20 protein-coding genes and 2 pseudogenes are annotated in these 26,263 nt (G+C 67.6%); 19 read left to right on the forward strand and 3 right to left on the reverse strand.

The window, feature by feature from the left end:
* Nucleotides 1-2: 2 nt before the first annotated feature.
* Nucleotides 3-2,288, reverse strand: coding sequence for a FepA family TonB-dependent siderophore receptor (locus JCM7685_RS15840; RefSeq protein WP_074967426.1), 2,286 nt, complete (start codon nucleotides 2,286-2,288; stop codon nucleotides 3-5).
* A gap of 537 nt (nucleotides 2,289-2,825) precedes the next feature.
* Here JCM7685_RS15840 and JCM7685_RS15850 point away from each other — a divergent pair.
* The 3 genes and pseudogenes from JCM7685_RS15850 to JCM7685_RS15860 form a co-directional block, all read left to right on the forward strand.
* Nucleotides 2,826-4,454: an acyl-CoA dehydrogenase family protein gene (locus tag JCM7685_RS15850; RefSeq protein WP_074967421.1), complete on the forward strand. Its 1,629-nt coding sequence runs from the start codon at nucleotides 2,826-2,828 to the stop codon at nucleotides 4,452-4,454.
* Between the two features lie 267 nt (nucleotides 4,455-4,721).
* On the forward strand, nucleotides 4,722-5,195 hold the full coding sequence (locus JCM7685_RS15855) for a hypothetical protein (protein WP_074967419.1): 474 nt from the start codon (nucleotides 4,722-4,724) through the stop codon (nucleotides 5,193-5,195).
* Between the two features lie 22 nt (nucleotides 5,196-5,217).
* Nucleotides 5,218-5,922, forward strand: a pseudogene (locus tag JCM7685_RS15860) (IS3 family transposase); the annotation flags it as partial.
* Here the strand turns inward: JCM7685_RS15860 and JCM7685_RS19680 are convergent.
* Nucleotides 5,916-6,383, reverse strand: a pseudogene (locus JCM7685_RS19680) (IS21 family transposase); the annotation flags it as partial. The pseudogenes JCM7685_RS15860 and JCM7685_RS19680 sit on opposite strands and share 7 nt — an antisense overlap.
* A 497-nt stretch (nucleotides 6,384-6,880) precedes the next feature.
* Nucleotides 6,881-8,917, reverse strand: coding sequence for an N-methyl-L-proline N-demethylase HpbA (gene hpbA, locus JCM7685_RS15870; protein WP_074970103.1), 2,037 nt, complete (start codon nucleotides 8,915-8,917; stop codon nucleotides 6,881-6,883).
* 144 nt (nucleotides 8,918-9,061) lie between these two features.
* Here hpbA and JCM7685_RS15875 point away from each other — a divergent pair, with 144 nt between their 5' ends.
* From JCM7685_RS15875 to JCM7685_RS15950, 16 genes are all read left to right on the forward strand, one after another.
* Entirely contained in the window at nucleotides 9,062-9,700 is a 639-nt protein-coding gene (locus JCM7685_RS15875) for a TetR/AcrR family transcriptional regulator (protein ID WP_074970105.1), read from the forward strand.
* 453 nt (nucleotides 9,701-10,153) lie between these two features.
* Nucleotides 10,154-11,155 carry an ABC transporter substrate-binding protein gene (locus JCM7685_RS15880; RefSeq protein ID WP_074970107.1) on the forward strand — a complete coding sequence of 334 codons (1,002 nt, stop codon included), beginning with the start codon at nucleotides 10,154-10,156 and terminating at the stop codon, nucleotides 11,153-11,155.
* A gap of 73 nt (nucleotides 11,156-11,228) precedes the next feature.
* The gene (locus tag JCM7685_RS15885; RefSeq protein ID WP_074970108.1) at nucleotides 11,229-12,116 is read left to right on the forward strand and encodes an ABC transporter permease; all 888 of its coding nucleotides are present in this window, start codon (nucleotides 11,229-11,231) and stop codon (nucleotides 12,114-12,116) included.
* Nucleotides 12,109-13,152, forward strand: coding sequence for a quaternary amine ABC transporter ATP-binding protein (locus JCM7685_RS15890; protein WP_074970111.1), 1,044 nt, complete (start codon nucleotides 12,109-12,111; stop codon nucleotides 13,150-13,152). Before JCM7685_RS15885 ends, JCM7685_RS15890 begins: the two co-directional genes overlap by 8 nt.
* Complete coding sequence (locus tag JCM7685_RS15895; RefSeq protein WP_074970113.1) at nucleotides 13,149-13,946, forward strand: pyrroline-5-carboxylate reductase family protein; 798 nt, start codon at nucleotides 13,149-13,151, stop codon at nucleotides 13,944-13,946. The genes JCM7685_RS15890 and JCM7685_RS15895 overlap by 4 nt, the downstream gene beginning before the upstream one ends.
* Nucleotides 13,947-14,645: 699 nt before the next feature.
* On the forward strand, nucleotides 14,646-16,169 hold the full coding sequence (locus JCM7685_RS15900; protein WP_074970115.1) for a phospholipase D-like domain-containing protein: 1,524 nt from the start codon (nucleotides 14,646-14,648) through the stop codon (nucleotides 16,167-16,169).
* Nucleotides 16,170-16,323: 154 nt separating this feature from the next.
* Nucleotides 16,324-16,764, forward strand: coding sequence for a DUF805 domain-containing protein (locus tag JCM7685_RS15905; RefSeq protein ID WP_074970117.1), 441 nt, complete (start codon nucleotides 16,324-16,326; stop codon nucleotides 16,762-16,764).
* Entirely contained in the window at nucleotides 16,757-17,503 is a 747-nt protein-coding gene (locus JCM7685_RS15910; protein ID WP_074970119.1) for a hypothetical protein, read from the forward strand. Before JCM7685_RS15905 ends, JCM7685_RS15910 begins: the two co-directional genes overlap by 8 nt.
* On the forward strand, nucleotides 17,496-18,821 hold the full coding sequence (locus tag JCM7685_RS15915; protein WP_074970121.1) for a hypothetical protein: 1,326 nt from the start codon (nucleotides 17,496-17,498) through the stop codon (nucleotides 18,819-18,821). Before JCM7685_RS15910 ends, JCM7685_RS15915 begins: the two co-directional genes overlap by 8 nt.
* The gene (locus tag JCM7685_RS15920; RefSeq protein WP_074970123.1) at nucleotides 18,790-19,740 is read left to right on the forward strand and encodes an AAA family ATPase; all 951 of its coding nucleotides are present in this window, start codon (nucleotides 18,790-18,792) and stop codon (nucleotides 19,738-19,740) included. The genes JCM7685_RS15915 and JCM7685_RS15920 overlap by 32 nt, the downstream gene beginning before the upstream one ends.
* On the forward strand, nucleotides 19,740-21,044 hold the full coding sequence (locus JCM7685_RS15925; protein ID WP_074970125.1) for a DUF58 domain-containing protein: 1,305 nt from the start codon (nucleotides 19,740-19,742) through the stop codon (nucleotides 21,042-21,044). Before JCM7685_RS15920 ends, JCM7685_RS15925 begins: the two co-directional genes overlap by 1 nt.
* On the forward strand, nucleotides 21,041-22,075 hold the full coding sequence (locus JCM7685_RS15930; RefSeq protein WP_074970127.1) for a stage II sporulation protein M: 1,035 nt from the start codon (nucleotides 21,041-21,043) through the stop codon (nucleotides 22,073-22,075). Before JCM7685_RS15925 ends, JCM7685_RS15930 begins: the two co-directional genes overlap by 4 nt.
* Nucleotides 22,072-22,980 carry an RDD family protein gene (locus tag JCM7685_RS15935; RefSeq protein ID WP_083412916.1) on the forward strand — a complete coding sequence of 303 codons (909 nt, stop codon included), beginning with the start codon at nucleotides 22,072-22,074 and terminating at the stop codon, nucleotides 22,978-22,980. Before JCM7685_RS15930 ends, JCM7685_RS15935 begins: the two co-directional genes overlap by 4 nt.
* A 309-nt stretch (nucleotides 22,981-23,289) precedes the next feature.
* Entirely contained in the window at nucleotides 23,290-24,177 is an 888-nt protein-coding gene (locus JCM7685_RS15940) for a class II glutamine amidotransferase (RefSeq protein ID WP_074970129.1), read from the forward strand.
* Between the two features lies 1 nt (nucleotide 24,178).
* Complete coding sequence (locus JCM7685_RS15945; RefSeq protein WP_074970131.1) at nucleotides 24,179-24,862, forward strand: GltB/FmdC/FwdC-like GXGXG domain-containing protein; 684 nt, start codon at nucleotides 24,179-24,181, stop codon at nucleotides 24,860-24,862.
* An 11-nt stretch (nucleotides 24,863-24,873) separates the two neighbouring features.
* Nucleotides 24,874-26,199, forward strand: coding sequence for an FMN-binding glutamate synthase family protein (locus JCM7685_RS15950; RefSeq protein WP_074970133.1), 1,326 nt, complete (start codon nucleotides 24,874-24,876; stop codon nucleotides 26,197-26,199).
* Nucleotides 26,200-26,263 lie beyond the last annotated feature (64 nt).

Here is a 26,263-nt window from a genome sequence, read left to right on the forward strand (position 1 = left end):
TATCAGAAGGTCGAGGTCAGCCCAATATAGAAGGCGCGGCCGGGTTCGTTGAAGGTGTTGGTGCCGTCGCTGGTGTTGGTGCGAAGCAGCTGTTTGTCGAAGAGGTTGGTCACCCCGGCCGACAGCCGGACCTTGTCGTTCATCGCCCAGTTCGCCCCCAGATTGACCAGCGTATAGCCGCCGCGGGTTTCGGGATCCTCGATCGCTTCGCCCATGCTGTTGCTGATCGTCGCCGGCTCGATCTTGCCGTAATGGGTCGCCCCCAGCGTCAGGGTCAGATCCGGCGTCGCATACCAGTCGAGCGAGGCGTTGATCGTATAATCCGGCACCAGGCTCAGCGGCTGGCCGTTCTCGTCCTCGGACTTGATCATCTTGGTGAAGTTGGTGTTGAAGGCGAAGCGTTCGCCCAGCGGGGTCGAGAAATTGCCCTCGATCCCCGAGATGATCGCGTTCTTCTGGTTTTCCCAGCGGAACAGGCGGTTTTCGGTGGCACCGGGGTTGTGCTGGATCTGGCCGGAACCAATACGGTTGTCGTAGTCGTTGTGGAACCAGGTCAGGCTGGCGGCGATGTCGTTCCGGCCTTGATAGGCGATGCCGATCTCCTTGTTCAGGCTGCGCTCGGCCTCCAGATCCGGGTTGCCCAGGACGTAGCATGGGCCGGTGAGCTGCACGCCGTCCACGAAGGGGCAGCCGCGGCCGCGGGTGACATAGACGTAGTTCGGGTTCAGCTGATACAGGTTCGGCGCCTTGAAGGCCCGCGCGATGCCCAGCTTCATCGTCCATTCGTCGTTGAAGGCATAGGTCGCGTTCAGGCTGGGCGACCAGGCGCTGCCGAAATTGTCGTTATAGTCGAAGCGCAGGCCGGGGGTCAGCGTCAGCTTGTCGTTCCACTGGATGTTCGCCTCGGCATAAAGACCGATGGTCTGCTGGTCGGTCTTGGGGTCGCGGTTGGCGCCGTCGGGATCGACACCGATATCGCCGCCCAGGTCCGGGTCCAGCGAGCCGCGGATCGAGACGCCGTCCTCCATGAACTCGCCGCGATATTCGGCGCCGAAGGTCACGCGGCTGTCCCGGCCTGCCAGTTGCATCGGCAGGATCCATTCGCTCTTGGCGGTGATATTGTCCAGCGTGATGGTGCTGAACGCCATCGCGTCGTTTTCACCGTCGCCATCGGTATCGACGCAATTGGTGATCGACCCTTCCACAGAGCCGGCCGTGCCTTCGCAAAGCCGGGCGTTGCGGGTGTTTTCCCATTGCAGATAGCTGAACGACTCGCCGAAATCATACTCGCCGCGATGGGTCACGGACAGGGCGCGGCGATACATGCGGTTGGTCTCGGTGCCGATCAGGTTGACGCCGTCCTGATCCTCTTTCACGCTGCCGAACATGGTGTCGCCGGCGTAGATATTGCCCTGGCGCGAGAAGCTCGCCTCGAAGTCGACGACATGGCCGGGCGCGACCTGCCAGCTCAGCAAGCCGCCCAGATCCTTGTTCACCACGCCTTCGCGGCCCGCGAGGTTGCCGTATTCCGGATTGCCGTCGTCGTCCAGGATCGGGTTGCCGGCATCGTCCAGCAGCGGAACGCGGTTGATGTCGGGGGCGTCGCCGTCGGTCTTGTTATAGTTGCCGAACAGCCGGAAGGTCAGGTTTTCACCCACGGGACCGGCCAGCATGAAGTTAGAGCGCACCGAGTCGCCTTCCTTGCGGCTTTCGGGCGAATTGTAATGCATGCCCACCTGGGCCGAGAAGGTGTCGGGGCGCTTGGTGATGATATTGACCACCCCGCCCGACGAGCCCGAGCCATAGCGCGCCGCCGCCGGGCCGCGCAGCACCTCGATGCGCTCGATCATCTCGGCCGGGACCCAGTTCGAATCGCCGCGCGAATCCCGTTCGCCGTTGCGGCTCATGCGGACCGAGTTGCGCGACATGACCGGTTTGCCGTCGATCAGGATCAGGGTGTTTTCCGGTCCCATGCCGCGAATGTCGATCTGGCGCTGGTTGCCCCGCTGGCCGCTGGCGGTGGCGCCGGTCAGGTTCACGCCGGGCATCTTGCGCACGATCTCGGAGATGTCGTTGACCGGAGGGGATTTCTCGATGTCCTCGGCCGTCACGGTCGAGGTGCCGAGCGCCTGCTTGGCCTGTTCCTCGGCCGAGATCACCACGGTCTCGAGCACGACGGTCTCGTCGGTGGGGGTTTCCTGGGCCAGCGCCCCGCCGGCAAAGACCGGCAGCGACATCAGCAGACAGAGTGCGGTGCCCGTGGCCGGGCGCGGGAAAGGCGTCGCCATCGCATTGTTCCTGTGGAGTGGGATCGGGGATGGCTGGCTGAGCGCGGGCTGTGTCCTTCAATCATTTGTGAACCGACCCATCAATGCGACGGGCGGGATTCTTTTGTCGCAAAATGTCGCAGAGCCGTCGGGCGGGCGGGGCAGGGATCAGCCTTGCGCCGCTGCCTGGCGCGTCGGTCGGCCGGCGATCTTGGCGCCGGGGGTTTCACACCCCCGGACCCCCGTGGGATATTTGGACACAAAAGAAGCATGTCGGGAGACGCCTGATCCGGAGATGGGGCAGCTTCAACCGCTGCGGCCGTTCGCTTTTGCTGGGCAGGCGGGCTTTCGGCATACTTCCGGGCGCAGGCGCGGGACCGCGCTGCGGCGGGCCATCCGCGGCATTGTCGTCAACCTGGCGGGTGGCGAGACGTTCGGGCTGCTGGATGCGGCTTTGACTTGGCCGGAGGCCGCCGGCCCTTTGCCGTGCGTGCAGAAGACTCGCGCGGGTCTTCGGTCGCGGCTACACTTTCCCCCGGGCAGCACGGAGGAGCCGCCATGACGCCGCTGAAGGCTACCGCCGATCTGGAGACGCATGAGGTGCTGAACCAGCCCGAACCGCCGGGCGATCGTGACCTCTGGCGCGACGATCCTGCGCTGCGCCGGGCTCTGGCGGCCAGCGGCGCGGGGCTGGAGGCGCTTGCCGGTTACGGCGCTGCCCTGGGCCGGGCCGACCTGCGCGGGGCCGCCCGCGACGCCAATCGCAACCCGCCCGAACTGTGCCTGTTCGACAGCGGCGGGCGCCGCCTGGACGAGGTGCGCTTTCATCCCGCCTATCACCGCTTCATGCGGCTGTCGGCCGGCGCGGGCTATCACTGCATCGCCTGGGAGGGGCAGCCGGGAGGCCACCAGTCCCATGCCGCCATGGTCTATCTGGCCAGCCAGGTCGAACCCGGTCATTGCTGCCCGCTGACCATGACCCATGCGGCGATGCCGGTGATCGCCGGCGCCGAACTGCCGGGGGACTGGCGCGGGGCGATGCTGTCGCGCGACTACGACCCCTCGGTCCGGGCCATGGCGCGGAAGTCTGGCGTCACCTTGGGCATGGCGATGACGGAAAAGCAGGGCGGCTCGGACGTGCGCGCGAATACCACCCGGGCGCAGCGCGACGGCGAGGCTTGGCGGCTGACCGGGCACAAGTGGTTCTGCTCGGCGCCGATGTCGGACGGCTTCCTGACCCTGGCGCAGACCGACCGTGGCTTGACCTGCTTCCTGGTGCCGCGCTGGCTGGAGGAGGGGCGCAACGGCATCCGCATCCAGCGGCTCAAGGACAAGCTGGGCAATCGCGCCAATGCCTCGGCCGAGATCGAATATGTCCGCGCCCTGGCCTGGCAGCTGGGCGGCGAAGGCGACGGCATCCGCACCATCGTCGAGATGGTGCATCACACCCGGCTGGACACGGCGGTGGCGCCTGCCGGGCTGATGCGCGCCGCCCTGCGCGAGGCGCATCACTGGGTCGCGCATCGCAGCGCCTTCCAGCGGCGGCTGATCGACCAGCCGCTGATGCGCGCGGTCTTGGCCGATCTGGTGCTGGACTGGCACGGCTGTCTGGCGCTGGGTTTCGGCGTCGCTCATGCCTTCGACGGCCACAGCGACGAGGATCGCGCCTTCTCCCGCATCGGTGTGGCGCTGGCCAAGTATCTGTCGAACAAGCTGTGCCCGCTGGTGATCGCCGAGGCGATGGAGGTGCTGGGGGGCATGGGCTATGTCGAGGACACGCCGCTGCCGCTCTTGTATCGGGAGGCGCCGCTGAACGGCATCTGGGAGGGGTCGGGCAATGTGATCTGCCTGGACGCGCTGCGCACGCTGGCCCGCGAACAGCGTGCGGCCGAGGCGCTGGCCGCCAGGCTCGACGCTGCCCGTGGCCTGGATGCCGCTTACGATGCGGAGTTGTCGGCACATCGCGACCGCTGGCCAGGCAGCGTGCCCGAGCCCGAGGCGCGCTGGTTTGTCGAGCAAAGCGCTCTGCTGCTTGCGGCCGCGGAATTGCTGGGCGCTGGTGGGGCTGCAGTGGCCGAAGCCTTTGTGCGCACCCGCCTGACCGGCCAGCGCGGCCGCTTTCCCGGAGCCTTTCCTCTCGGGGCCGCCGAAAGTGCGTTGGCAGCGGGGTTTTCAGGCAAAGCCTGAAAGGCGCGATTGGATTTCTGATAACATAACTCCGATTATCACTCAAAAGCACGCTATGGTTGCAAACCTGTGAGGTGCTATGAAAACCCAACTGTCCGGCGTGGTCCTCAAGACCGTCCTGCCTCCGCTGCTCGGCGCTGCCGGTGCCATTGGCCTCGACCATGTATCCAGCTTACTACGCTGCTGTCTGCGGCGGCTATCCTGCCTCACCGCACGGCCGGCTGACTCCCGGTCGATGGCCGAGCCTTGCCGAAAGAAGCCCCGCCCATGTCCCGCATCCCGTTCCTTCTCGTCCGAACCTTCGATCCCGCAGAAACGCTCGCCTCGCTCGAGGACCGATTCCTCCGGCATCTGGGCAAACTGCGCGGCATGGACTCTTTTGCCGATGAAGCCTGGGAGCGCACAGAGCCGGAGACAGAGAACGCGCCGATGATCCGTATCGTCGACCGGCATCGGATCCGTCGACGCATCAGGCGCATCCTGGAAGCACGAAACGCGATCAGCGGGTTCGACCGCCTGAAGATCGAAGATCGCGCCCAGCTGGAAAAGCTGCACGGCAGTGTCCGGCTCGTCAGCATCGTCTCGGAAGCCCATGCCGACGAGATCGCGGGCAGGTGCAGGGAGAATTTCCCTGGCTCGGCCCGGCCTCGGAATCGGTCTGGTGATCGTTGCGCCGCTCGGTCCGCGACGGCCTTCCCGCTGGACCTGTCGCGGTTTGGTGCCGCTCCTTTGATAGCATAATGTGCAGCAAGGGAGACGAACTATGGGCACGGGAAGAACGGATGAATTTCGCAAGGATGCAGTGCGAATTGCGCTGACCAGCGGGCTGACACGCCGGCAGGTTGCGGATGATTTGGGCGTTGGGCTTTCGACGCTGAACAAGTGGGTGACAGCGCACCGCGACACGGATGTGGTCTCGCCCGAGGATCGCGAGCTTGCGCGGGAGAACGAACAGCTTCGGCGCGAGAACCGCATCCTCAAGGAGGAGAGGGACATTCTAAAAAAGCCACCAGTTCTTCGCCAGCCAAAAGCCATGAGGCTCAGGTTCGTCGAAGAGCAACTTGGGGCCTTTCCCATCGAGCGACTGTGTCGGATCATGAATGTCAGCCCGCGTGGGTTGCGGGCCTTCCGCAGCCGACCTGCCAGCCGCAGGCAGCGCATGGACACGGTCATTCTGGCGCATATCAAGGAACAATCGCGCCTGAGCCTGGGCAGCTATGGCCGCCCACGAATGACCGAGGAACTGAAAGAGGCCGGTGTCGATGTGGGGCACCGGCGCGTCGGTCGCCTGATGCGCGAAAACGGGATCGCCGTTGAAAGAACGCGCAAGTTCAAGGCGACCACAGACAGCGATCATACATTCAACATCGCCCCGAACCTGCTAGACCGCGACTTCCGTGCGGCCGGGCCGAACCAGAAATGGGCAGGTGACATTAGCTACATCTGGACCCGCGAGGGGTGGCTGTGGCACAGGCGAACATGCGCCACCTTGATCGTGGTGGTCGCCCCATCGATCAGGACAACCTCGTGGCTCCAGTCGAACTGATAGGCTTCGCCGGGGGCAAAACTCAGCGGCACGAAGGCGGACGCGGCACCGGAGCTTTGAGTGCGCGCCCAGACCGAGGCATAGCGGCGGACCGCATCATACCCGCCTTCATAGCCAAGGCCGCGCAGTTCCTCGTAGATCTGGATCAGCGTCAGGCGTTCCCGGCGCCCACGAGCCGCATTGATCGCCAACAGCCGGCTCAGTTCCTCAAGCCAGGCGCCCAGCTTCTGGTGTGGCTGAACCGTCCGGCTGCAGGTGAACTCCGTTATCCCGGTGCGGACCACCTTGCGCACCACCTTCTTCGACAGCTTCAGGTCGCGGCAGATCGTCTTGATCCCCTTGCCCTCGGTAAAATGCAGCCGCCTGATTTTTGCGTTCGCCAGTGGGCTCGAACCAGTGGCGCCTCACTGGCTCACTCTCCACGATCAGCATCCCGCGCTCGGCCTCCGATAATCCTCGGAAGCACAATGGACCCAACCCCCGGTCGGTGGGGTCCTTATTCCACGCCGGTCAACACGCAGATCACCAATTTGCGGGAGCCTCGCGTCATCGCCACAGAGCGGTTCTTGCAGTTTTACTCAGCGGTCCGGTCGAAGGCGTTCGGATCGAGAATAATCGCGACATCCCCCTTCAGGCCCTTCAGCAGAAGCGGGCTGCCGACGGCAGAAGACCTTGGCCGTGCCGTCGCCTTGCCGTGGCGGCGGCGGCGCTCTGCACCGGCTCGTGGACATCCCCGTCAGGCAACCCAGCGGCTGACCTCGGCAGGCGAAAGGGCAAGCTCGGCCTGAAGGCGTGCGGTGAAACAGGGCCGGACGAGATGGTTCGGCTTGCGGTTCGGAGAGCGCAATCTTCATCCGCTACCGCCCTCATGCAAACTGGTTTACAGATCCTTGACCAGCCGCAGCGCGTCGTAGATCGCGGCATGGGTGTTGCGGGCGGCCACCGCGTCGCCGATGCGGTAGAGGCAAAAGCGCCCTTCGGGGTTCTTGCGGACCTCTTGCAACCCGCCGGTGGTCAGGGCCTCGTAATCCACCTCGCCCAGGTTCGAGGACAGCGGCTTCAGGTCGAAATACAACTCGTCCAGCGGCCGGGTGCCGTGGTTGACCACCACCTGGTCCACGATCCGCTCACGCGTGAAGGCGCCATAATCGCTGCCCAAGGTCGCGCGCAGCTGGTTGCCCTCGCGCGCTACCGATTGCAGCCGCCAGGTCACGGTGAAGGTGGTGTCGCGCTTTTGCAGGTTGCGCATATAGGGCACCAGGTTCATCGCCATCACCTCGGGCGAGAAGCTGCGGTCCGGAGTCACGATCTCGACCTGGGCGCCGGTGGCGGAGATCAGGTCGGCGGCCTGCAGCGCCGCATGATCGCCCGCGTCGTCGAAGATCAGCACGTTGCGGCCCGGCTTCACGTCGCCGGCGAGGATGTCCCAGGCCGAGCAGACCAGATCGTTGCCCTGCTCAAGCACCTCGACATGCGGCAGGCCGCCGGTGGCGACGATGACCGCGTCGGGATCGGTGGCCAGCACATCGGCCGCATCGGCGAAGGTGTTGAAGCGGAACGCCACGCCATGCTTTTCGCATTGCGCCATGCGCCAGGCGATGATCGAGATCATCTCGCGCCGGCGCTCGTCCTGCGCGGTCAGGCGGATCTGGCCGCCGGGCTGGTCGGCGGCCTCGAAGACCGTCACCGCGTGGCCGCGCTCGGCGGCGACACGGGCGGCTTCCATGCCCGCGGGACCGGCGCCGACGATAGTGATGCGCTTCTTCGTTTCGGCAGCGGGGATGGCATGCGGCATGGTCTGCTCGCGGCCGGTCGCGGCATTGTGCAGGCAGAAGGCCATGCCGCCCTGGTAGATGCGGTCGAGGCAGTAGTTGGCGCCGACGCAGGGGCGGATGTCGTCCTCGCGCCCTTCGATGACTTTGCGGACCAGATGCGGGTCGGCCATGTGGGCGCGGGTCATGCCGACCATGTCCAGCAAACCCGCCGCAATGGCGTGGCGCGCGGTCGGCACGTCGGGGATCTTGGCCGCGTGGAAGGTCGGGAAATCCGTGGCCTTGCGGATCGCGCCGGCGAACTCCAGATGCGGGGCGTTGCGCATCCCCTGCACCGGGATCACGTCGGTCAGCCCGGCGTCGGTGTCGATATGGCCCTTGACCACGTTCAGGAAATCCACCAGCCCGCTGTCCTTGAGCCGGCGCGAGATCTCGATCCCGTCCGCGGCGGTCAGCCCGCCCGGCAAGTCCTCGTCGCCGGTATAGCGCACGCCCAGGATGAAATCCTCGCCGCAGCGGTCGCGGATGCCGCGCAGGACGTCGAAGGTGAAGCGCAGCCGGTTGTCCAGGCTGCCGCCATAGGGCCCGTCCAGGTCATTGGTCAGCGGCGACCAGAACTGGTCCATCAGATGGCCGTAGGCCTGGATCTCGATCCCGTCGAGCCCCGCTGCCTTCATGCGCTCGGCCGCATCGACATAATCGCCGATCACCCGGGCGATGTCCCAGTCCTCCATCTTCTTCGGGAAAGCGCGATGCGCCGCCTCGCGCTCATGCCCGGGCGAAAGCACCGGCAGCCAGTCGGCCTTGTCCCAGCGCGTGCGGCGCCCCAGGTGGGTCAGCTGGATCATCACCGCCGCGCCGTGGTCGTGGCATTCGTCGGCCAGCCGCTTCATCCAGCCGACCACCTCGTCCTTCCAGGCCAGGATGTTGTTGAACACCGGCGGGCTGTCGCGCGACACCGAGGCCGATCCGGCGGTCATGGTCAGCGCCACCCCGGCCTTGGCGCGCTCGACGTGATAGGCGCGATAGCGGTCCTTGGGCATGCCGTCCTCGGGATAGGCCGGCTCGTGGCTGGTGATCATGATGCGGTTGCGCAGCGTCAGGTGCTTCAGCTGGAACGGCTGCAAAAGGGGATCGTTCGACATGGATCTGCCTGGATTGGTGGAGTCGCCGAGGCCAAGAAGCTAGAAATGTTCACAGGTGTCAATAAAAAAATCATCGCTGATCTTTTCATATGCATGGCTGAACATTCAGCTTGAGCCGAATCGTCCTGGCGCTTATGAAAAGATATGGAAAACCAAGCTGCTTCCGAAACCGGATGGCGCGGATCCCGCGAGGGCTGGCTTGAGGCCGGCTATCGGGCACTGATCGACAGCGGCATCGAGGCGGTCAAGATCCTGCCCCTGGCCCGGCAGCTGAACCTGTCGCGCACCAGCTTTTATTGGTTCTTCGAGGATCGCGAGGCGCTGCTGAGCGCGCTGATCGACGGCTGGGAGGAACACACGACCAGGCCGCTGGTCGCAGCGACGCGGGAATATGCCGAAACCCAGACCGAGGCGATGCTGAACGTGCTGGCCTGCTTCCTGTCGGGAACCTTCGACGCGCGGCTGGAATTCGCGGTGCGCAGCTGGGCGCTGCAGGATCGCAGGGTGGCCGAGCGGATCGAGACGGCGGACGCGGCCCGGCTGCGGGCGCTGATCGAGATGCTGGTGGGCTGGGGCCACGACCCGGCCGAGTCGGATGTGCGGGCACGCACCATCTACCTGACGCAGCTGGGCTACATCTCGATGCAGGCGCGCGAAGAGCTGCAGACGCGCATGGCGCGCATCCCGACCTATGTCGAGATCTATACCGGCGCCCGCCCCGAGCCGCGCGAGATCGCCCGCTTCAACGCGCGCCTGATTCCGCCGCCCCGGCCGGCATCATGAGGGCTGCGGCAGCCGCTACCCGCAGGGCCGCGGGCCGGACCGGCGCCGCCTTCGACCAAGCCCACGCCAGGCAGGATGCCGCTATTTTGTCATGTTATGTCGTTATTTTTGCATCCGGCAGGCGGTCCGGCTGGGAAGATGACGCATCGGCAGCCCGCAGCAGCCGGCCGATCTTCTTCAACACAGGCACGCCATTGCCCGAACCGGCCCCGACAGCACCCCGATGCGCCCCTGCCACGCCGTCCCGGACGGACGACCATGGCGGCATCCCTGCTTTCGCCGGCGCGGCGGCAGCCTCGTCCCCGATCAGAATTGCCCCGGATGCCGCCGCCGCGCGCGGCCGCGTCCCGGGGCAGAAGCCGGCAGGAAACCCATCCTGACCCAAATCAGCCACCCGGCCTCCTGCGACGGGCCGGGCAGCCGTGATCAATGTCGCGACAGGGAAACGAAAACATGAAAAGATCCTACCTCCTCGGCACCGCCTTCGCCCTGCCCTTCATGGCGCTGGCCGGGGCCGCCTCGGCCGATTGCGGCGACCTGACCATCGCCAGCATGAACTGGCAAAGCGCCGAGCTGATGGCCAATCTCGACCAGTTCATCCTGAACCAGGGTTATGGCTGCAACGCCGATATCGTCGTCGGCGACACCGTCCCCAGCATCACCTCGCTGATCGAAAAGGGCCAGCCCGAGATCGTGCCCGAGGCCTGGGTGGACCTGATGCCCGAGATCGTCGCCGCCGGAAAGGCGGACGGCAAGATCGTCGAACTGGCCCGCTCGCTGTCGGACGGCGGCCAGCAGGGCTGGTTCATCCCGCGCTACATGCTGGACGAGCACCCGAACCTGAACAAGATCGAAGAGATCCTGGCCCATCCCGAACTGTTCCCGGCGCCCGAGGACAGCAGCAAGGGCGCCGTCTACAACGGCCCGGCGGGCTGGGGCGGCACGGTGGTGACCACGCAGCTGGCCAAGGCCTTCGACATCGAGGGCAAGGGCTTCACCCTGGTCGATACCGGCTCGGCCGCCGGCCTGGACGGCTCGATGGCCAAGGCCTATGAGCAGAAGGGGCCGTGGCTGGGCTTCTACTGGGCGCCGACCTCGATGCTGGGCAAATACGACATGGTCGCGGTCGATTTCGGCATGCCGAACGACATGGACGAATGGAAGCGCTGCACCTCGGTCGCGGATTGTCCCGATCCCAAGCCGAACGCCTTCCCGGTGGACAACGTCTTTACCCTGGTCTCGAAGAAATTCGCCGACGAGGCCGATGCGGGCGTCATCGACTATCTGACCAAGCGCAGCTGGGGCAACGACACGGTCAACAAGATGATGGCCTGGATGACCGACAACCAGGCGACCGGCGAAGACGGCGCCAAGGAATTCCTGCGCACGCATGAAGAGATGTGGACGCAGTGGGTCTCACCCGAGGCGGCGGAAAAGATCAAGGGCGCGCTCTGATCGACCGACCCTGTGCCGGGCGGCCTTCGGGCTGCCCGCCCCTTTCCCCTCCAATACGGTGGACGGCATAGCCATGTCTTGGTTTACCTCATTCCCCCAGATCGACGACGCGCATCTGCGCGACCTCAAGCGGGTCATCGACGACGGTTTCCGCAACTTCACCCGCAGCTACGGCGACATGATCGAAGGCTTCTTCAGCCCGCTCCAGCACCTGCTGAGCTGGTCCGAAAAGCTGCTGACCAACGCCCCCTGGCCCATCGTCCTTCTGGTCGTCGCGGTTCTTGCCTGGGGGGCCAGCCGCAGCATGCGCGTGGTGATCTCCAGCGTGCTGGTGCTGGCGCTGATCGGCATGTTCGGCATGTGGAACGACACGATGAAAACGGTGTCGATGATCCTGGCCTCGACCCTGATCTCCATCGCCATCGGCCTGCCGCTGGGCATCCTGATGTCGCGCTCGCAGCGGGTGCAGTCGGTGCTGAACCCGATCCTCGACGTGATGCAGACCATGCCGAGCTTCGTCTACCTGATCCCGGTGGTCATGCTTCTGGGCATCGGCCGGGTGCCGGGGCTGATCGCCGTGGTGATCTATGCGCTGCCGCCGATGATCCGCCTGACCAACCTCGGCATCCGCCAGGTCGACCGCGAGGTGCTGGAAGCCGCGGACGCCTTCGGCTCCTCGGCCTGGCAGAAGCTGGTCAAGGCCGAGCTGCCGCTGGCGCTGCCCACCATCATGGCCGGCATCAACCAGACCATCATGATGGCGCTGGCCATGGTGGTGATCGCCTCGATGATCGGGGTGCAGGGGCTGGGCCAGCCGGTGCTGCGCGCCATCAACAACCAGTATTTCACGCTGGGGCTGTTCAACGGCTTCGCCATCGTCGGCATCGCCATCCTGTTCGACCGCATCAGCCAGGCCTGGGGCAAGCGGCTGCAAAAGCATCACGAGGCCAGCCATGACTGATCCCATCGGCATCGAGATCCGCAATCTCTACAAGATCTTCGGCCCCAATCCCGAGACCCATGTCGCCGCCGTCCGCGCCGGCATGTCCAAGGCCGAGCTGCAGGCGAAGCACCACCATGTGCTGGGCCTGCGCGACATCAACATCTCGATCGCGCCGGGCAGCATCCAGGTGATCATGGGGCTGTCGGGTTCCGGGAAATCGACGCTGATCCGCCACATCAACCGGCTGATCGAGCCCACGGCGGGCGAGATCGTCATCGAGGGCCGCAACGTCGTCGAGATGTCCAGGGACGATCTGCGCGCGTTCCGCCGCCTCAAGACCGCGATGGTGTTCCAGAAGTTCGGCCTGCTGCCGCATCGCACCGTGCTGGACAATACCGCCTACGGGCTCGAAGTGCAGGGCATGTCCGAGGCCGAGCGCTATCGCACCGCCATGCGCTGGATCGAGCGGGTCGGCCTCAAGGGCTTCGAGAAGAGCTATCCCAGCCAGCTGTCGGGGGGCATGCAGCAGCGCGTCGGCCTGGCCCGCGCCCTGGCCAACGACGCCCCGATCCTCCTGATGGACGAGGCCTATTCGGCGCTGGACCCGCTGATCCGCTACGACATGCAGACGGTGCTGCTGGACCTGCAGCAGGAGGTCCGCAAGACCATCGTCTTCATCACCCACGACCTGGACGAGGCCTTGCGCATCGGCGACCGCATCGCGCTTCTGCGCGACGGTTCGGTGATCCAGCAGGGCACGGCGCAGGACATCGTCATGCGCCCGGCCGACGATTATGTCGCCAATTTCGTCCAGCATGTCGACCGGGGCAAGGTGCTGAAGGTGGGCGCGGTCATGGTGGCGCATCAGGGCTCCGAGCCGCTGCCCGAGGCCAGCATCGCCGCCGATGCCAGCATCGCCGAGGCGCTTCAGCGCATGGCCGCCAGCCGGTTGCAGGCCCTGCAGGTTCAGGACCCGGACGGGCAGCCGGTCGGGATCATCCCGTTCCAGAACGCCATCAACGCCTATACCGGAAGCGCGGCTGCGACCGCATGAAGATCGGGCTTGTCGGTGCCACCGGCTGGTTGGGCTCGGCGCTTGGCGCCGGGCTGTTGTCGCGCGGGATCGTCAGCCCGCGCGACCTGGTGCTGTCGAACCGCAGCGGGCCGCGCCCCGACTATCACGGCCATGCCGATGTGGTCTGGGCGCGGGACACCGCCGATCTGGCGGCGCAGAGCGACGTGATCGTGGTCTCGGTGCGCCCCGAGGACTGGCCCGGGCTGGCACTGCGGGCCGAGGGGCGGCTGGTGCTGTCCTTCATGGCCGGCGTCGACGCGGCCGCGCTTTCCGGTTGCGGCGGCCGGATCGTGCGGGCCATGCCCAATGCCGCGGCAGAAATCGGCGCCTCCTATTCGCCCTTTTGGGCGTCCGAGGCGGTGACGGCAGCAGACCGCGAGGTCGTGCGGCGGCTGCTGGGCGCCATCGGCACCACCGACGAGCTGGCGGATGAGGCCCAGATCGACCTGATGACCGCCCTGCCCGGCTCGGGCGCGGCCTATCCGGCGCTGATGGCCGTGGCGATGGCCGCGTTCATGCGGGCGCGGGGCATCCCCGACGCCATCGCCTGGCGCGCGGCCGAGGCCGCCGTGGTCGGCGGCGCCCGGCTGCTGGAGGGCCGCATCGCCGAGGCGCAGGCGCTGGTCTCCGCCTATCGCGATTATCGCGGCACCACCGCGGCGGGGCTCGACGCGGCCGAAGCGGCGGGCTTCAGCCGAGCCATCGAGGCCGCCCTCGCCGCCGCGACCGAGAAGGCTCGGCACATGGCGTCGGATCGAAACAGCGAGGGCTGATCCTGCGGCGTTGACGGATGGGATCCACAGCGCCGCAGTTGGCGGCACAAACCCGTCCCCCCGGACAAAGCGGCAAAAGCGCGGGCAACGCCAACCCGCAGCCTTCAGGCGGCAATGCGAAGCCGGGCATGGGCGGCGATTTCTTCGGGCCGAGAGACCCTGCACGTCTGACCCGCTCACCCCGCGAGACATTGACCGGCTGCTGAAAGCTCTCCGCAACGCGGCACACTGGACAGAAAGCGGGAAGTTCATCCTCGGATCGTTCGCAAGCCCTGTTTTCCAGCCGATCCCGGTCGGGCCCAGAATGATTTTTCAGGAGCCTTTTACCAAGCCGCGAAAAGGATTCTGATAGGGTGCAGAAATCGTGCTGGAATCGTTGAAGATCGGCCCGTTGGATGTGTCCGGCCGAATTGAAGGGGATTTCTCGGTTTCTGGCCCAGAGTCCCGCGTCGCCGCATGAACTTCTTGAGCAGTCCCTCGCCGCGCTGCCATGACGGTGCGTTTCGACACGGTCTCCACCCCTCGCAGGCAGAACTCGCCTCACCGCCCTCCGTCCGCCCGGGACCGGCTCCATTCCCGCTCGCGTGGGCGACAGCGCGGACGCAGCGAAAAGGCCGCGACGCCACCGATGATCCGGCGGGAACCGGGCGCGCAGGCTGGCGGTTCGGCATGCAACGCCGTCAGCAAGGACAAGCGCAGATGCAGCATCCCGCATTCCAACCCGGCCGCAACTGCTGGCGGGTCGAAACGGCCGAGCGCTTTTCGGTCATCGTCGACGGCGCCGATTATTTCCGGGCGCTGCGGGAATCGCTGCTCAAGGCGCAGCGGCTGGTGATCCTGATCGGCTGGGACTTCGATTTCGAGATCGAGATGCTGCCCGGCGAAAGCGATGCCGAAGGCGATGCTCCGGACGGCCTGCCGAACCGGATCGGCCCCTTCCTCGATGCGCTTGTGGACCGATGCCCCGGGCTCGACATCTACCTGCTGAAATGGAGCGGCGGCGCCCTGATCGCGCCCGGCGGCATGCTGCCGGCGGTGCGGATCAAGGTGCTGTCGCCGGAACAGATCCACCTGGCCTTCGACGGCCGCCATCCCATCGGCGCCTGTCACCACCAGAAGATCGTCGCCATCGACGATTCCCTGGCCTTTTGCGGCGGCATTGATGTGACCGCCGGGCGCTGGGACACCCGCGACCACAGCCCCGGCGACCTTTGCCGCCGGCAGGCGGATGGCGAGATCGCCCAGCCCTGGCACGATGTCACCACCGTCATGTCCGGCCCCGCCGCCGCGGCGCTCAGCCGGCTGGGCCGGGCGCGCTGGTCCCGCGCCCAGGACGCCGAAATGGACGAGGACTTCCGCCCCGGCGCCGACCGCTGGCCGGGCAGCGTGCCGGTGGGTTTTCGCGACGCCCGCATCGCCATCGCCCGGACCGAGCCGCCCGAATCCGACCGCGCCGCCGTGGCCGAGATCGAGCGGCTCTATCTCGACAGCATCGCCGCCGCGCGCGACTGCATCTATCTGGAATCCCAGTATTTCGCCGCCGACAGCATCACGGCGGCCATCGGCCGGCAGTTGGCCCGGCCCGACGGACCCGACGTGGTGGTGATAAATCCCCGCGCCGCCCAGGGCATGATCGAGGACGAGGCCATGCATGTCACCCGCAGCCGCATGATCCGGCAGCTGCGGGCGCTGGACCGGCACGACCGCTTCCGCATCCTCCATCCGGTCAATGCGGCGGGCGAGGACATCTATGTCCATGCCAAGGTCTCGATCATCGACGACCGGCTGCTGCGGGTGGGCTCGGGCAATATCGACCGCCGCTCGATGGGCTTCGACACCGAATGCGACGTGGCGCTGCTGGCCGAGGACCGCCGCGACCGCGACGCCGTCCGTGCCTTGCGCGACGGCCTGCTGGCCGAGCATCTGGGCCGCGACCCGGCCGAGGTCGCGCGGCGTATCGCCGAGGAAGGCAGCGTCACCGCCGCCATCGACGCGCTGAACCGCCCGCAAGGCCGCGGTCTGCGCCCGATCCGCCCGCGCAAGGAAAGCCTGCTGGGCAGCGTTCTGGCCGATACCCGCTTTTTCGACCCGCGCTATCGCCGCAGCGCCCAGGCGCGGCTGGGCATCACCTCGCGCCATGTCATGCTGGGCGGCGCGGCGCTGGCGGCGGGGGCATGGCTGTGGGCACGCCACCGCCGCGGCAAGTCCCGGCCGCCCGAGTGACGCGACAAGCCGGGGCCGTCCGCCCCGGCAGGTCCGGGCGTCTTATCCAATAATTTTACACGGAATTTCGCGACATGCGCGCCTCTGCGCGATTGCGACCCGGGGGAAGGGCGGTATATTCGCCATGAAATTCGGTTTGATAAGGAATTGAGATATGGGTTTCAAAGAAGCCGTCCGCATTTGCATGCAGGAAAAATACGTGACGTTCTCGGGGCGGGCTCCGCGGTCCGAATACTGGTGGTTCATCCTGTTCACCACGCTGGTCTCGGTCGTCGTGGTCGGGCTGGGCGTCGCCACCCTCAATTTCAGCACGGGCGAGCCGTCGACGCTGTCCTGGATCTTCTTCGGCCTGATCGGCCTATTCTATCTGGTGGTCGCCCTGCCGATGATCTCGGTCACCGTGCGCCGCTTCCACGACCGCAACCTGTCGGGTTGGTGGTACTTGGCCACCATCGTCGTCGGCGCCGTCCCCTATCTCGGCTTTCTGGCCAGCATCGCCGCGCTGATCATCACCATCCTGCGCGGCACCCCGGGCGACAACAATTTCGGCCCGGACCCGCTGAACCCGCGGAACAGCGCCGAAGTCTTTGCCTGAGAACCTGATCCGCGCCGGCTGCGCCGCCGTTCTGCTGGCGGCGGCCGCCATTCCCGCCCATGCGCAGCAGCAGGGCTTCCGGGTGACCGAGCCGCTGGACCCGCCCCTGGCCGAGGATGCCCGGACGCTGCGCGCCCAGGCCCGGATCCGCGGGATCGAGACCGAAGTGACCTATGCCGGCGCCATCGAAGGCGACCTGGCCGACGGGCCGGCCATCGAACTGCGCCCGCAGGGGACGGTGCGCCCGGCGGAACCGCCGCTGCCGGGCTCGGTCCCGGCCATCGCCGTGCTGGCGGCGCTGGCGGTCGGGCTGCTGCTGTGGCTGCGCTTCGGCGGCGCCGGCGCGCTGCTGGCCCCTGCCCCGCGCCCCGACCGGCCGCGCCCCGCCGCTCCGGCGGGCTGGGCGGTCGAGCCCGGCGACGGCACGGCCGACCCGCAGACCCTGCTGGCGCAGATCGCGGCCATGCCCGACCGCCGCGCCGCCCTGGTGCGGCTGCTGCATCACTGCCTGCTGGCCGCCGGTCAGGACAGCGACACCCGCTTCGCCCGCGCCGATACCGAGCGCGACGCCTTCCGCCGCCTGCCCTCCGGCTGGCGCCACCGCACGGCCCTGGGCCGACTGCTGCGCGCGACCGAGCTGGCGCATTACGGCGGTCGGGCGGTCGCGGATGCCGATTTCGCCGCCGCGCTGGACACCGGCCGGCGGGTGCTGATGCGGGAAGGGCCGGCCGATGCGTAGCCGCCTGCCGCTGCTGATCGTCGGCCTTCTGGTGCTGGGCGGGCTGGCGCTGCTGTTCCTGACCGGCCGCAACGCCGAAGAGCGGCGGATCGACGGCTCGGCCGTGGGCTTTGCACTGCTGGCGCCCTGGCTCGACAGCCAGGGCATCGCCGCCGAACAGGCCAACCCGCGGCTGTCGCCCCAGGTCGAGACCCTGGCGCTGCGGATCCTGCCGCTGCACGACATCGACCTGACGCGGCCGATGCGGACCGGCGGCAGTCCGCGCGACCAGTTCTATTCCGGCACCCTGATCGACACCGATCTGGGCAACCTGCTGTCCAAATACGACGAGATGTCGACGCTGGTGATCCTGCCGAAATGGGTCGCCGGCAGTTTCGCGCGCAAGGTGCTGCACCGCTCGGCGCTGATCCCGCAATCGCGCTACCCGACGCTGCTGGAGCAGGTGCTGGGCCGCTCCGGCGCCCGGCTGCTGCGCCCCGGCGACGGCTTTCGCAGCGAGGACAGTGCCTGGGGCCGGATCGCGCTGTTCCAGCCGCAGGTGCTGGACCCGGACCACCTGCCCGAGGGCTGCCGCAGCCTGCTGGACTTTGCCGGCGGCGCGCTGGTGCTGGGCTGCGAACATCCCGACATGCCGCCGCTCTATGTCCTCGCGGACCCCGACCTGATGAACAACCACGGCCTGCCGCTGGCCCGGAACGGCAAGGCGGCGGCGGCACTGCTGCGCAAGATCCTGAACGGCAACACCCGGCCAGTCTATCTGGACCCCTACGATGCCAGCTACATCAATGTCTGGGACGAGGCCGCCGAGGACGAGCAGCGCCGCGACTACCAGCGCGACGCCGAGGCTTTCGCGCGTTTCTTCGATCCGCCCTTCGACGCGCTCTGGGCGATGATGCTGATCGTGCTGGGCGTCGCCTTCTGGCGCGGCGCGGTGCGTTTCGGCCCGCTGGGTGCAGCCGATGCCACACCAGCCGAGCAGTCGAAATCCGCCGCCATCGCCACCAAGGCGCGGCTGCTGCGGCTTTCGGGCCACGACGGCCGCATGGTCGCCGACTATGTCCGCGCCGATCTGGCGCAGCGCGCCCGCCAGACCTTCGGCCCCGGTGCCGCGCAGGCCGGGCAGGCGCGGCTGTTCGCGCATCTGGCCCGGCGCGACCCTGCCGCGGCCGAGGCGTTGCGCCAGGCCGCCGAGGCACTGACCACCCGCGCGCCGCACATGCCGTCGGCCGAGCTGGCCCGCACGCTTCACACCTATCGCAGCCTTCTGGAGACCCTGACCCATGGCCATGACCCTGACCGAGTTCCAAAGCCTCGCTGACGCGCTGCGCGGCGAGATCCGCAAGGTCATCGCCGGGCAGGACGCGCTGATCGACCACCTGCTGATCGCGCTGTTCGCGCGCGGCCACTGCCTGCTGGAAGGCCCGCCCGGCACCGCCAAGACCCTGCTGGCGCAATGCCTGTCGCAGGTGACGACGCTGGACTTCGGCCGGGTGCAGTTCACCCCCGACCTGATGCCGGGCGACGTGCTGGGGGTCAGCCTGTTCAACTTCCAGACCAACGAATTCCGGCTGACGCGCGGCCCGATCTTCACCGACATCCTGCTGGCGGACGAGATCAACCGCGCCCCGCCCAAGACCCAGTCCGCCCTGCTGCAGGCCATGAACGAGCGCGAAGTGACGATCGACGACAAGACCCATCCGCTGGGCGCCGAGTTCTTCGTCATCGCCACCCAGAACCCGATCGAGCAGCACGGCACCTATCCGCTGCCCGAGGCGCAGCTGGATCGCTTCCTGTTCAAGCTGGTCGTCGATTTCCCCGACCGCGCGGCCGAGATCGCCATCCTGGGCCGCGGCACCCTGCGCCCGGTGGGCGAGGGCGCGGCGCCGCTGGCCGCGGTGATGACGCGCGAGGCGTTGCGCCAGGGCCATGCGCTGGTCGATGCGATCCGGCTGGACGACAGCATCGTCGGCTATATCGTCGACCTGACCCGCGCCACCCGCAGCGATGCCGAGCTGCTGCACGGGGTCTCGACCCGGGCGGCCGCGGCGCTGGCGGCGGCGGTGCGGGCGCGGGCGGCGCTGGACGGGCGCGACTATGCCCTGCCCGACGACGTGCAGGCGCTGTTCCTGCCGGCCATGCGCCATCGCATCGTCCTGGGCCCCACCGCCGAGATCGACGGCCGCAGCCCCGACGAGGTGCTGACCGCGATCCTGAACCGCCAGGACGCGCCGCGCTGATGCGGCCTTCGCCGCGCCTGATCGCGCTGGTGCTGGTGCTGCTGGCGGCCAGCGTGCTGCGCATCGCCGCCGGCCCCGGCCACGCGCCGGCGCTGCTGCTGATCTGGGGCGCGCTGGTCGCGGTCGCGGGGCTGGACGCGCTGCTGTCGCTGCCCGCGCGCCGCATCCAGGTCCTGGCCGAGGCGCCGGCCAGCGGCTTTTCCGGGACCGAGGTCGCGCTGCACCTGCAGCTTTCGGCCCGGCCGCGGCTGCCGCCGGTGCTGGACCTGGTGCTGACCCACGACGCCGGCATCGACAGCCCGCCCGCCATGGGCATCTCCGCCGCGGGCCAGGCGCTGGCGCTGGACCTGCCGCTGCTGCTGCGCCAGCGCGGCCCGCGCCGCGTCACCCGGCTGTCGCTGCGCTATCCCTCGCGGCTGCGGCTGTTCGAGATCATCGGCAACCGCCCGCTGGACCTGACCATCGCCTGCCTGCCCAATATCCGCCCCGTCCTGTCGGGCGCGATCCAGGCGCAGATGCTGCCGCTTCTGGACGGGGCCCGGCTGATGCGGACCCGCGGCGAGGGGTCCGAGTTCCACCAGCTGCGCGACTTCACCCCCGGCATGGACCCGCGCAGCATCGACTGGAAACGCTCGGCGCGCGCCCGCGCCATGGTCGCCCGCGAAACCCGGGCCGAGCGCAACCACCAGATCATCCTGTGCCTGGACACCGGCCACCTGATGGCCGAGCGGCTGGGCGACCTCAGCAAGCTGGACCATGCCATCAACGCCAGCCTGGCCCTGGCCTGGGCGGCGGGGCTGGGGGGCGACAACGTCGGCTTCTACAGCTTCGCCGCCCGCCCGCAGCCGTTCCTGCCGCCGCGCCCCGGCCGCGCCGCCTTCGGCCGCATCCAGGGCGCCTGCGTCGGGCTGGAGCAGCAGGCGGTGGAAAGCAACCACACGCTGGGGCTGACGACGCTGAACGGCAAGCTCAAGCGCCGCTCGCTGGTGATGGTGTTTTCCGATTTCGTGGACAGCACCACCGCCGAGCTGCTGGTCGAGAACCTGGCCGTCATGCAGCGCCAGCACCTGATCCTTTACGTCGCGCTGCGCGACCCGGCCCTGCTGGCGCTGACCCGCCCGGCCGAGGACGGGCTTGACGCCATCGCCCGCGCCGTCGCCGCGAACCAGATCCTGGCCGAGCGGCAGGCGGTGCTGGACAAGCTGAACCGGCTGGGGATCCTGTGCCTGGACGCCAGCCCCGGCGCGCTGACCCCCGCCCTGCTGTCGCGCTATATCGAGATCAAGGCCAAGGAGCTGATATGACCGCCGCCGCCCCCTTGCCCCCGGACGCCATCCGCTCGGCCCGCTTCCGCGCCGAGCGCGAGCCGGGCTGGCGCCGGCTGGAGCAGCTGCTGCACCGGACCGAGCGCGGCGGTGCGCGGGCGCTGAGCTACGACCAGGCGCTGGAACTGGCCAGCCTCTATCGCCAGGCGATGAATTCGCTGTCGGTGGCGCGGGCGATCTCGATGGACAAGGCGCTGCTGACCTATCTGGAGGCGCTTTGCGCGCGGGCCTATCTGGCGGTCTATGCGCCGCAGGAAAGCCTGCGCGGGCTGTTCTCGCAGCTGCTGCGCCAAGGCATCCCGCAGGCGGTGCGGCGCTGCCTGCCGGCGCTGGCCATCGGCTTTCTGGCCATGCTGCTGGGCGCGGTGCTGGGCTGGGTGCTGGTGCGTCAGGACCCCAGCTGGTTCTACAGCTTCGTGCCCGCCGGCCTGGCCGACGGCCGCACGCCGGAAGCCTCGGCCGACTACCTGCGCACGACCCTGTTCGACGGCGCCGGCCAGGGGCAGGACGGCATGACCGCCTTTGCCTCGTTCCTGTTTTCCAACAACACCCAGGTCGCGATCCTGACCTTCGCGCTTGGCATCTTCCTTTGCGCACCCAGCTTCGTGCTGACCTTCTACAACGGGCTGGTGCTGGGCGGCTTCACCTCGGTCTTCGCCGGCAAGGGGCTGGGCTACGAGGTCGCGGGCTGGCTGTCGATCCATGGCGTGACCGAGATCGCGGCGATCTGCCTGGCCTGCGCCGGCGGGGCGCAGCTGGGGCTGGCGCTGCTGCTGCCCGGCCGGCAGCCGCGCCGCGCCGCGCTGCGCGACCGCGGCCGCGATGCGGTCAAGCTGATGCTGCTGGCCGGGCTGATGCTGGTCGTCGCCGCGCTGATCGAGGGCTTCCTGCGCCAGCTGGTCACCTCGACCCCGCTGCGGCTGGCGATCGGCTGGGGGCTGGGCCTGGGCTGGCTGGCGTGGCTGACGCTCTGCGGCCGCGATCCCCGCCCCGCCGCGGTGCCGGCATGAGCCGCGCCGCCGCCGCCCCGGCCGCGCCCGGCAACCGGCGCCCGCCCCGGCCCGCCGCCCTGCGCCGGCAATGGCAGCAGGTCCCGCCCGAGGGCGTGCCCATCGCCTTCACCATAGCCAGCCTCGGCAGCCGCTTCGGGGCGCAGCTGCTCGACATCCTGCTGACCTATGGCGGCGCCTTCCTGCTGCTGCTGGCGCTGCTTTGGGCCGGCGCGCTGACCTGGACGGCGCTGGCCGCCTTCTTCGCGCTGGCCAGCTTCTTCATCCGCGTGCCCTATTACGCGCTGGCCGAGCTGGTCTGGAACGGCCGCACCCTGGGCAAGCGCATCGTCGGCATCCGGGTGGTCAGCCTGGATGGCCGCCGCCTGACCCCGCACCAGATCGTCGCGCGCAACCTGATGAAAGAGGTCGAGGTCTTTCTGCCCATCGCCACCATCTTCGGCGCCGCCGACACCAGGGGGGTGCTGAACCTGCTGCTGCTGGCCTGGTTCATCGGCGTGCTGTTCGTGCCGGTCCTGAACCGCCGCAAGCAGCGGCTGGGCGACATGCTGGCGGACACCATCGTCGTCGACACGCCGCGCGCCGCGCTGCTGCCCGATCTTTCCACGGTCGAGACCCGGCGCGGCTATGAGTTCACCGCCGCCCATCTGGACGTCTATGGCCGCTACGAGCTGCAGGTGCTCGAAGAGATCCTGCGCGTGCCGCCGAAATCGGCAGAGGCGCGCGAGAAGGTCGGCACCATCGCCCAGACCATCCGCCGCCGCATCGGTTATGACGAGGCGGTGCCGCCGGCGCGGGAATGGGATTTCCTGATGGATTTCTATCGCGACCAGCGCGAATTCCTGGAAAGCCGGCACCTGTTCGGCGACAGCCGCGAGGACAAGTTCTACCCCGGCGACCGCTGACCGCGGCCCCGGCGCGCCGCCGTCGCGCGCCGCCCGGGACCGTGCTGCGATGCAGCGACTCAATGCCGCAGCTGAACGATCTTGCATCCGTCGGAAAAATTTCGGTGCGTCTCGGCCCCTGCGCGCTATCATCTGCCGGACGCTCGCTCCGCGGCCTGCCCGAAGATCCATGAAACTGCTGGATTTTTTGGCACGGAATTCCCGTCAGGAAAACATTTCTCCCAGCGAGAAAGTTTCTCTTGAAGAAAGAGGCATTCCAGTGAATAAATTTCTTCAGAGCCTTCCATGGACCAGAATGGAGTAGAGAACATGTGCGGCATCGTTGGCCTGTTCCTGAAGAACGAGGAACTGCACCCCAAACTTGGGGACCTGTTGACAGACATGCTGATCACCATGACCGACCGCGGCCCCGACAGCGCCGGGATCGCGATCTATGGTGACGACAGCAACAAACTGAAGATGACCATCCAGTCGGACACGCCCGAGGAAACCTTCCACGGGCTCGACAGCGCGCTGTCGCTGGCGCTGGACGGTCCCGTCAGCATCCGCGTGATCGACACCCACGCCGTGCTGACCCTGCCCGAGGGCAGCGAGGCCCAGGCCCGCGCCTTCATGGCCGAAAAGGGCATCCGCGTCATGGGCGCCGGTCATTCGATGGAGATCTTCAAGGAAGTCGGCCTGCCCAAGGACGTGGCCGCCCGCTTCCACGTGCGCGACATGGCCGGCAGCCACGGCATCGGCCACACCCGCATGGCCACCGAAAGCGCCGTGACCACGCTGGGCGCGCACCCGTTTTCGACCGGGGACGACCAGTGCCTGGTGCATAACGGCTCGCTCTCGAACCACAACCAGATGCGCCGCATCCTGACCGAGAAGGGCTTCAAGCCGCAGACCCAGAACGACACCGAGGTCGCCGCCTGCTACATCTCGTCGCGGCTGGCCGAGGGCGCCAACCTGGGCCAGGCGCTGGAAGGCACGCTGGACGACCTGGACGGGTTCTTCACCTTCGTCGTCGGCACCAAGAACGGCTTCGGCGTCGTGCGCGACCCGATCGCCTGCAAGCCCGCCGTCATGGCGGAAACCGACGACTATGTGGCCTTCGGCAGCGAATACCGCGCCCTGGCCAACCTTCCCGGCATCGAAAACGCCCGCGTCTGGGAGCCCGAGCCTGCCACCGTCTATTTCTGGGAACGCTGACATGCAGACTATCGACCTTTCCACCACCCCGCTCCGCGAGCTGAACCAGGCCCTGCAAGCGCAGGCCGCCCAGACCAACCAGACCGAATGGGTGATCGAGAACCCGAAGGGCGCCCATGCCATCGCCGTCGGCCTGGACGCGCCGATCGAGGTGACCGTCAAGGGTTCGACCGGCTATTACTGCGCCGGCATGAACAAGCAGGCCACCGTGAAGGTCAAGGGCTCGGCCGGTCCGGGCGTGGCCGAGAACATGATGTCGGGCACCGTCATCATCGACGGCGATGCCAGCCAATATGCCGGCGCCACCGGCAATGGCGGCCTTCTGGTCATCAAGGGCAACGCCTCCAGCCGCTGCGGCATCTCGATGAAGGGCATCAACATCGTCGTCTTCGGCAATGTCGGCCACATGTCGGCCTTCATGGCGCAGTCGGGCAACCTGGTGGTGCTGGGCGATGCCGGCGACGCGCTTGGCGACTCGCTTTACGAGGCGCGGATGTTCGTGCGCGGCTCGGTCAAGTCGCTGGGCGCGGATTGCATCGAGAAAGAGATGCGCCCCGAGCATATCGAGATCCTGAAGGACCTGCTCGAGCGTTCCGGCGCCGATGCCAAGCCCGAGGAATTCAAGCGCTACGGTTCGGCCCGCAAGCTCTACAACTTCAACGTCGATCACGCTGGTGCCTATTGATGAGGGACATCATGGACAAGACCCCCCAAACCCTGCCGCGCGAGAGCTATACCTATTCGCCCAGCATCAACTCGGAAATCCGCCGCGCCGCCGACACCGGCATCTATGACATCCGCGGCGGCGGCGCCAAGCGCAAGGTCCCCAGCTTCGACGACCTGCTGTTCCTGGGCGCCTCGATCAGCCGCTATCCGCTGGAAGGCTATCGCGAGCGCTGCGACACCTCGGTGACGCTCGGCACCCGCTTCGCCAAGAAGCCGATCGAGCTGAAGATCCCGGTCACCATCGCCGGCATGTCCTTCGGCGCGCTGTCGGGCCCGGCGAAAGAGGCCCTGGGCCGCGGCGCCACCATGGCCGGCACCTCGACCACCACCGGCGACGGCGGCATGACCAACGAGGAACGCGGCCATTCCGAGAAGCTGGTCTATCAGTATCTGCCCTCGCGCTACGGCATGAACCCCGACGACCTGCGCCGCGCCGATGCGATTGAAATCGTGGTCGGCCAGGGTGCGAAACCGGGCGGCGGCGGCATGCTGCTGGGCCAGAAGATCACCGAGCGCGTGGCCAAGATGCGCAACCTGCCCATCGGCATCGACCAGCGTTCCGCCTGCCGCCACCCCGACTGGACCGGCCCGGACGACCTGGAGATCAAGATCCTGGAGATCCGCGAGATCACCAACTGGGAAAAACCGATCTACATCAAGATCGGCGGCGCCCGCCCCTATTACGACACCGCGCTGGCGGTCAAGGCGGGCGCGGACGTGGTCGTGCTGGACGGCATGCAGGGCGGCACCGCCGCGACCCAGGACGTGTTCATCGAACATGTCGGCCAACCGACGCTGGCCTGCATCCGTCCCGCGGTGAAGGCGCTGCAGGACCTGGGCATGCATCGCAAGGTGCAGCTGGTGGTCTCGGGCGGCATCCGCTCGGGCGCGGACGTGGCCAAGGCGCTGGCGCTTGGCGCCGATGCGGTCGCCATCGGCACCGCGGCGCTGATCGCCCTGGGCGAGAACGACCCGAAATGGGGCGACGCCTATGCCGAGCTCGGCACCACCGCCGACGCCTATGACGACTGGCACGAGGGCAAGGACCCGGCCGGCATCACCACCCAGGACCCCGAGCTGATGAAGCGCCTGGACCCGGTGACGGCGGCGCGGAAACTGCGCAACTTCCTTGCGGTCCTGACGCTGGAATGCCAGACCATCGCCCGAGCCTGCGGCAAGAGCCACGTCCACAACCTGGAGCCCGAGGATCTGTGCGCCCTGACGCTGGAGGCGGCCGCCATGGCCGGCGTGCCTCTGGCGGGGACCAACTGGATCCCTGGTCAGAGCGGCTTCTGACAAGACCAGAAGGGCGGGGCATGCACCCCGCCCCGGCTTTTCCGTAATTCAACAGGGACCAATC

The sequence above is a fragment of the Paracoccus aminovorans genome (assembly GCF_900005615.1).
Lineage (GTDB): Bacteria > Pseudomonadota > Alphaproteobacteria > Rhodobacterales > Rhodobacteraceae > Paracoccus > Paracoccus aminovorans.

Excerpts from the sequence above, each read along its gene's own strand:
- JCM7685_RS15915 (WP_074970121.1), top strand. The coding sequence starts at position 17,496 with ATGCGTAGCCGCCTGCCGCTGCTGATCGTCGGCCTTCTGGTGCTGGGC.
- JCM7685_RS15895 (WP_074970113.1), top strand. The coding sequence starts at position 13,149 with ATGAAGATCGGGCTTGTCGGTGCCACCGGCTGGTTGGGCTCGGCGCTT.
- JCM7685_RS15920 (WP_074970123.1), top strand. The coding sequence starts at position 18,790 with ATGACCCTGACCGAGTTCCAAAGCCTCGCTGACGCGCTGCGCGGCGAG.
- hpbA (WP_074970103.1), bottom strand. The coding sequence starts at position 8,917 with ATGTCGAACGATCCCCTTTTGCAGCCGTTCCAGCTGAAGCACCTGACG.
- JCM7685_RS15930 (WP_074970127.1), top strand. The coding sequence starts at position 21,041 with ATGACCGCCGCCGCCCCCTTGCCCCCGGACGCCATCCGCTCGGCCCGC.
- JCM7685_RS15935 (WP_083412916.1), top strand. The coding sequence starts at position 22,072 with ATGAGCCGCGCCGCCGCCGCCCCGGCCGCGCCCGGCAACCGGCGCCCG.
- JCM7685_RS15855 (WP_074967419.1), top strand. The coding sequence starts at position 4,722 with ATGTCCCGCATCCCGTTCCTTCTCGTCCGAACCTTCGATCCCGCAGAA.
- JCM7685_RS15875 (WP_074970105.1), top strand. The coding sequence starts at position 9,062 with ATGGAAAACCAAGCTGCTTCCGAAACCGGATGGCGCGGATCCCGCGAG.
- JCM7685_RS15840 (WP_074967426.1), bottom strand. The coding sequence starts at position 2,288 with ATGGCGACGCCTTTCCCGCGCCCGGCCACGGGCACCGCACTCTGTCTG.
- JCM7685_RS15900 (WP_074970115.1), top strand. The coding sequence starts at position 14,646 with ATGCAGCATCCCGCATTCCAACCCGGCCGCAACTGCTGGCGGGTCGAA.
- JCM7685_RS15940 (WP_074970129.1), top strand. The coding sequence starts at position 23,290 with ATGTGCGGCATCGTTGGCCTGTTCCTGAAGAACGAGGAACTGCACCCC.
- JCM7685_RS15905 (WP_074970117.1), top strand. The coding sequence starts at position 16,324 with ATGGGTTTCAAAGAAGCCGTCCGCATTTGCATGCAGGAAAAATACGTG.
- JCM7685_RS15950 (WP_074970133.1), top strand. The coding sequence starts at position 24,874 with ATGGACAAGACCCCCCAAACCCTGCCGCGCGAGAGCTATACCTATTCG.
- JCM7685_RS15880 (WP_074970107.1), top strand. The coding sequence starts at position 10,154 with ATGAAAAGATCCTACCTCCTCGGCACCGCCTTCGCCCTGCCCTTCATG.
- JCM7685_RS15850 (WP_074967421.1), top strand. The coding sequence starts at position 2,826 with ATGACGCCGCTGAAGGCTACCGCCGATCTGGAGACGCATGAGGTGCTG.
- JCM7685_RS15885 (WP_074970108.1), top strand. The coding sequence starts at position 11,229 with ATGTCTTGGTTTACCTCATTCCCCCAGATCGACGACGCGCATCTGCGC.
- JCM7685_RS15890 (WP_074970111.1), top strand. The coding sequence starts at position 12,109 with ATGACTGATCCCATCGGCATCGAGATCCGCAATCTCTACAAGATCTTC.
- JCM7685_RS15945 (WP_074970131.1), top strand. The coding sequence starts at position 24,179 with ATGCAGACTATCGACCTTTCCACCACCCCGCTCCGCGAGCTGAACCAG.
- JCM7685_RS15925 (WP_074970125.1), top strand. The coding sequence starts at position 19,740 with ATGCGGCCTTCGCCGCGCCTGATCGCGCTGGTGCTGGTGCTGCTGGCG.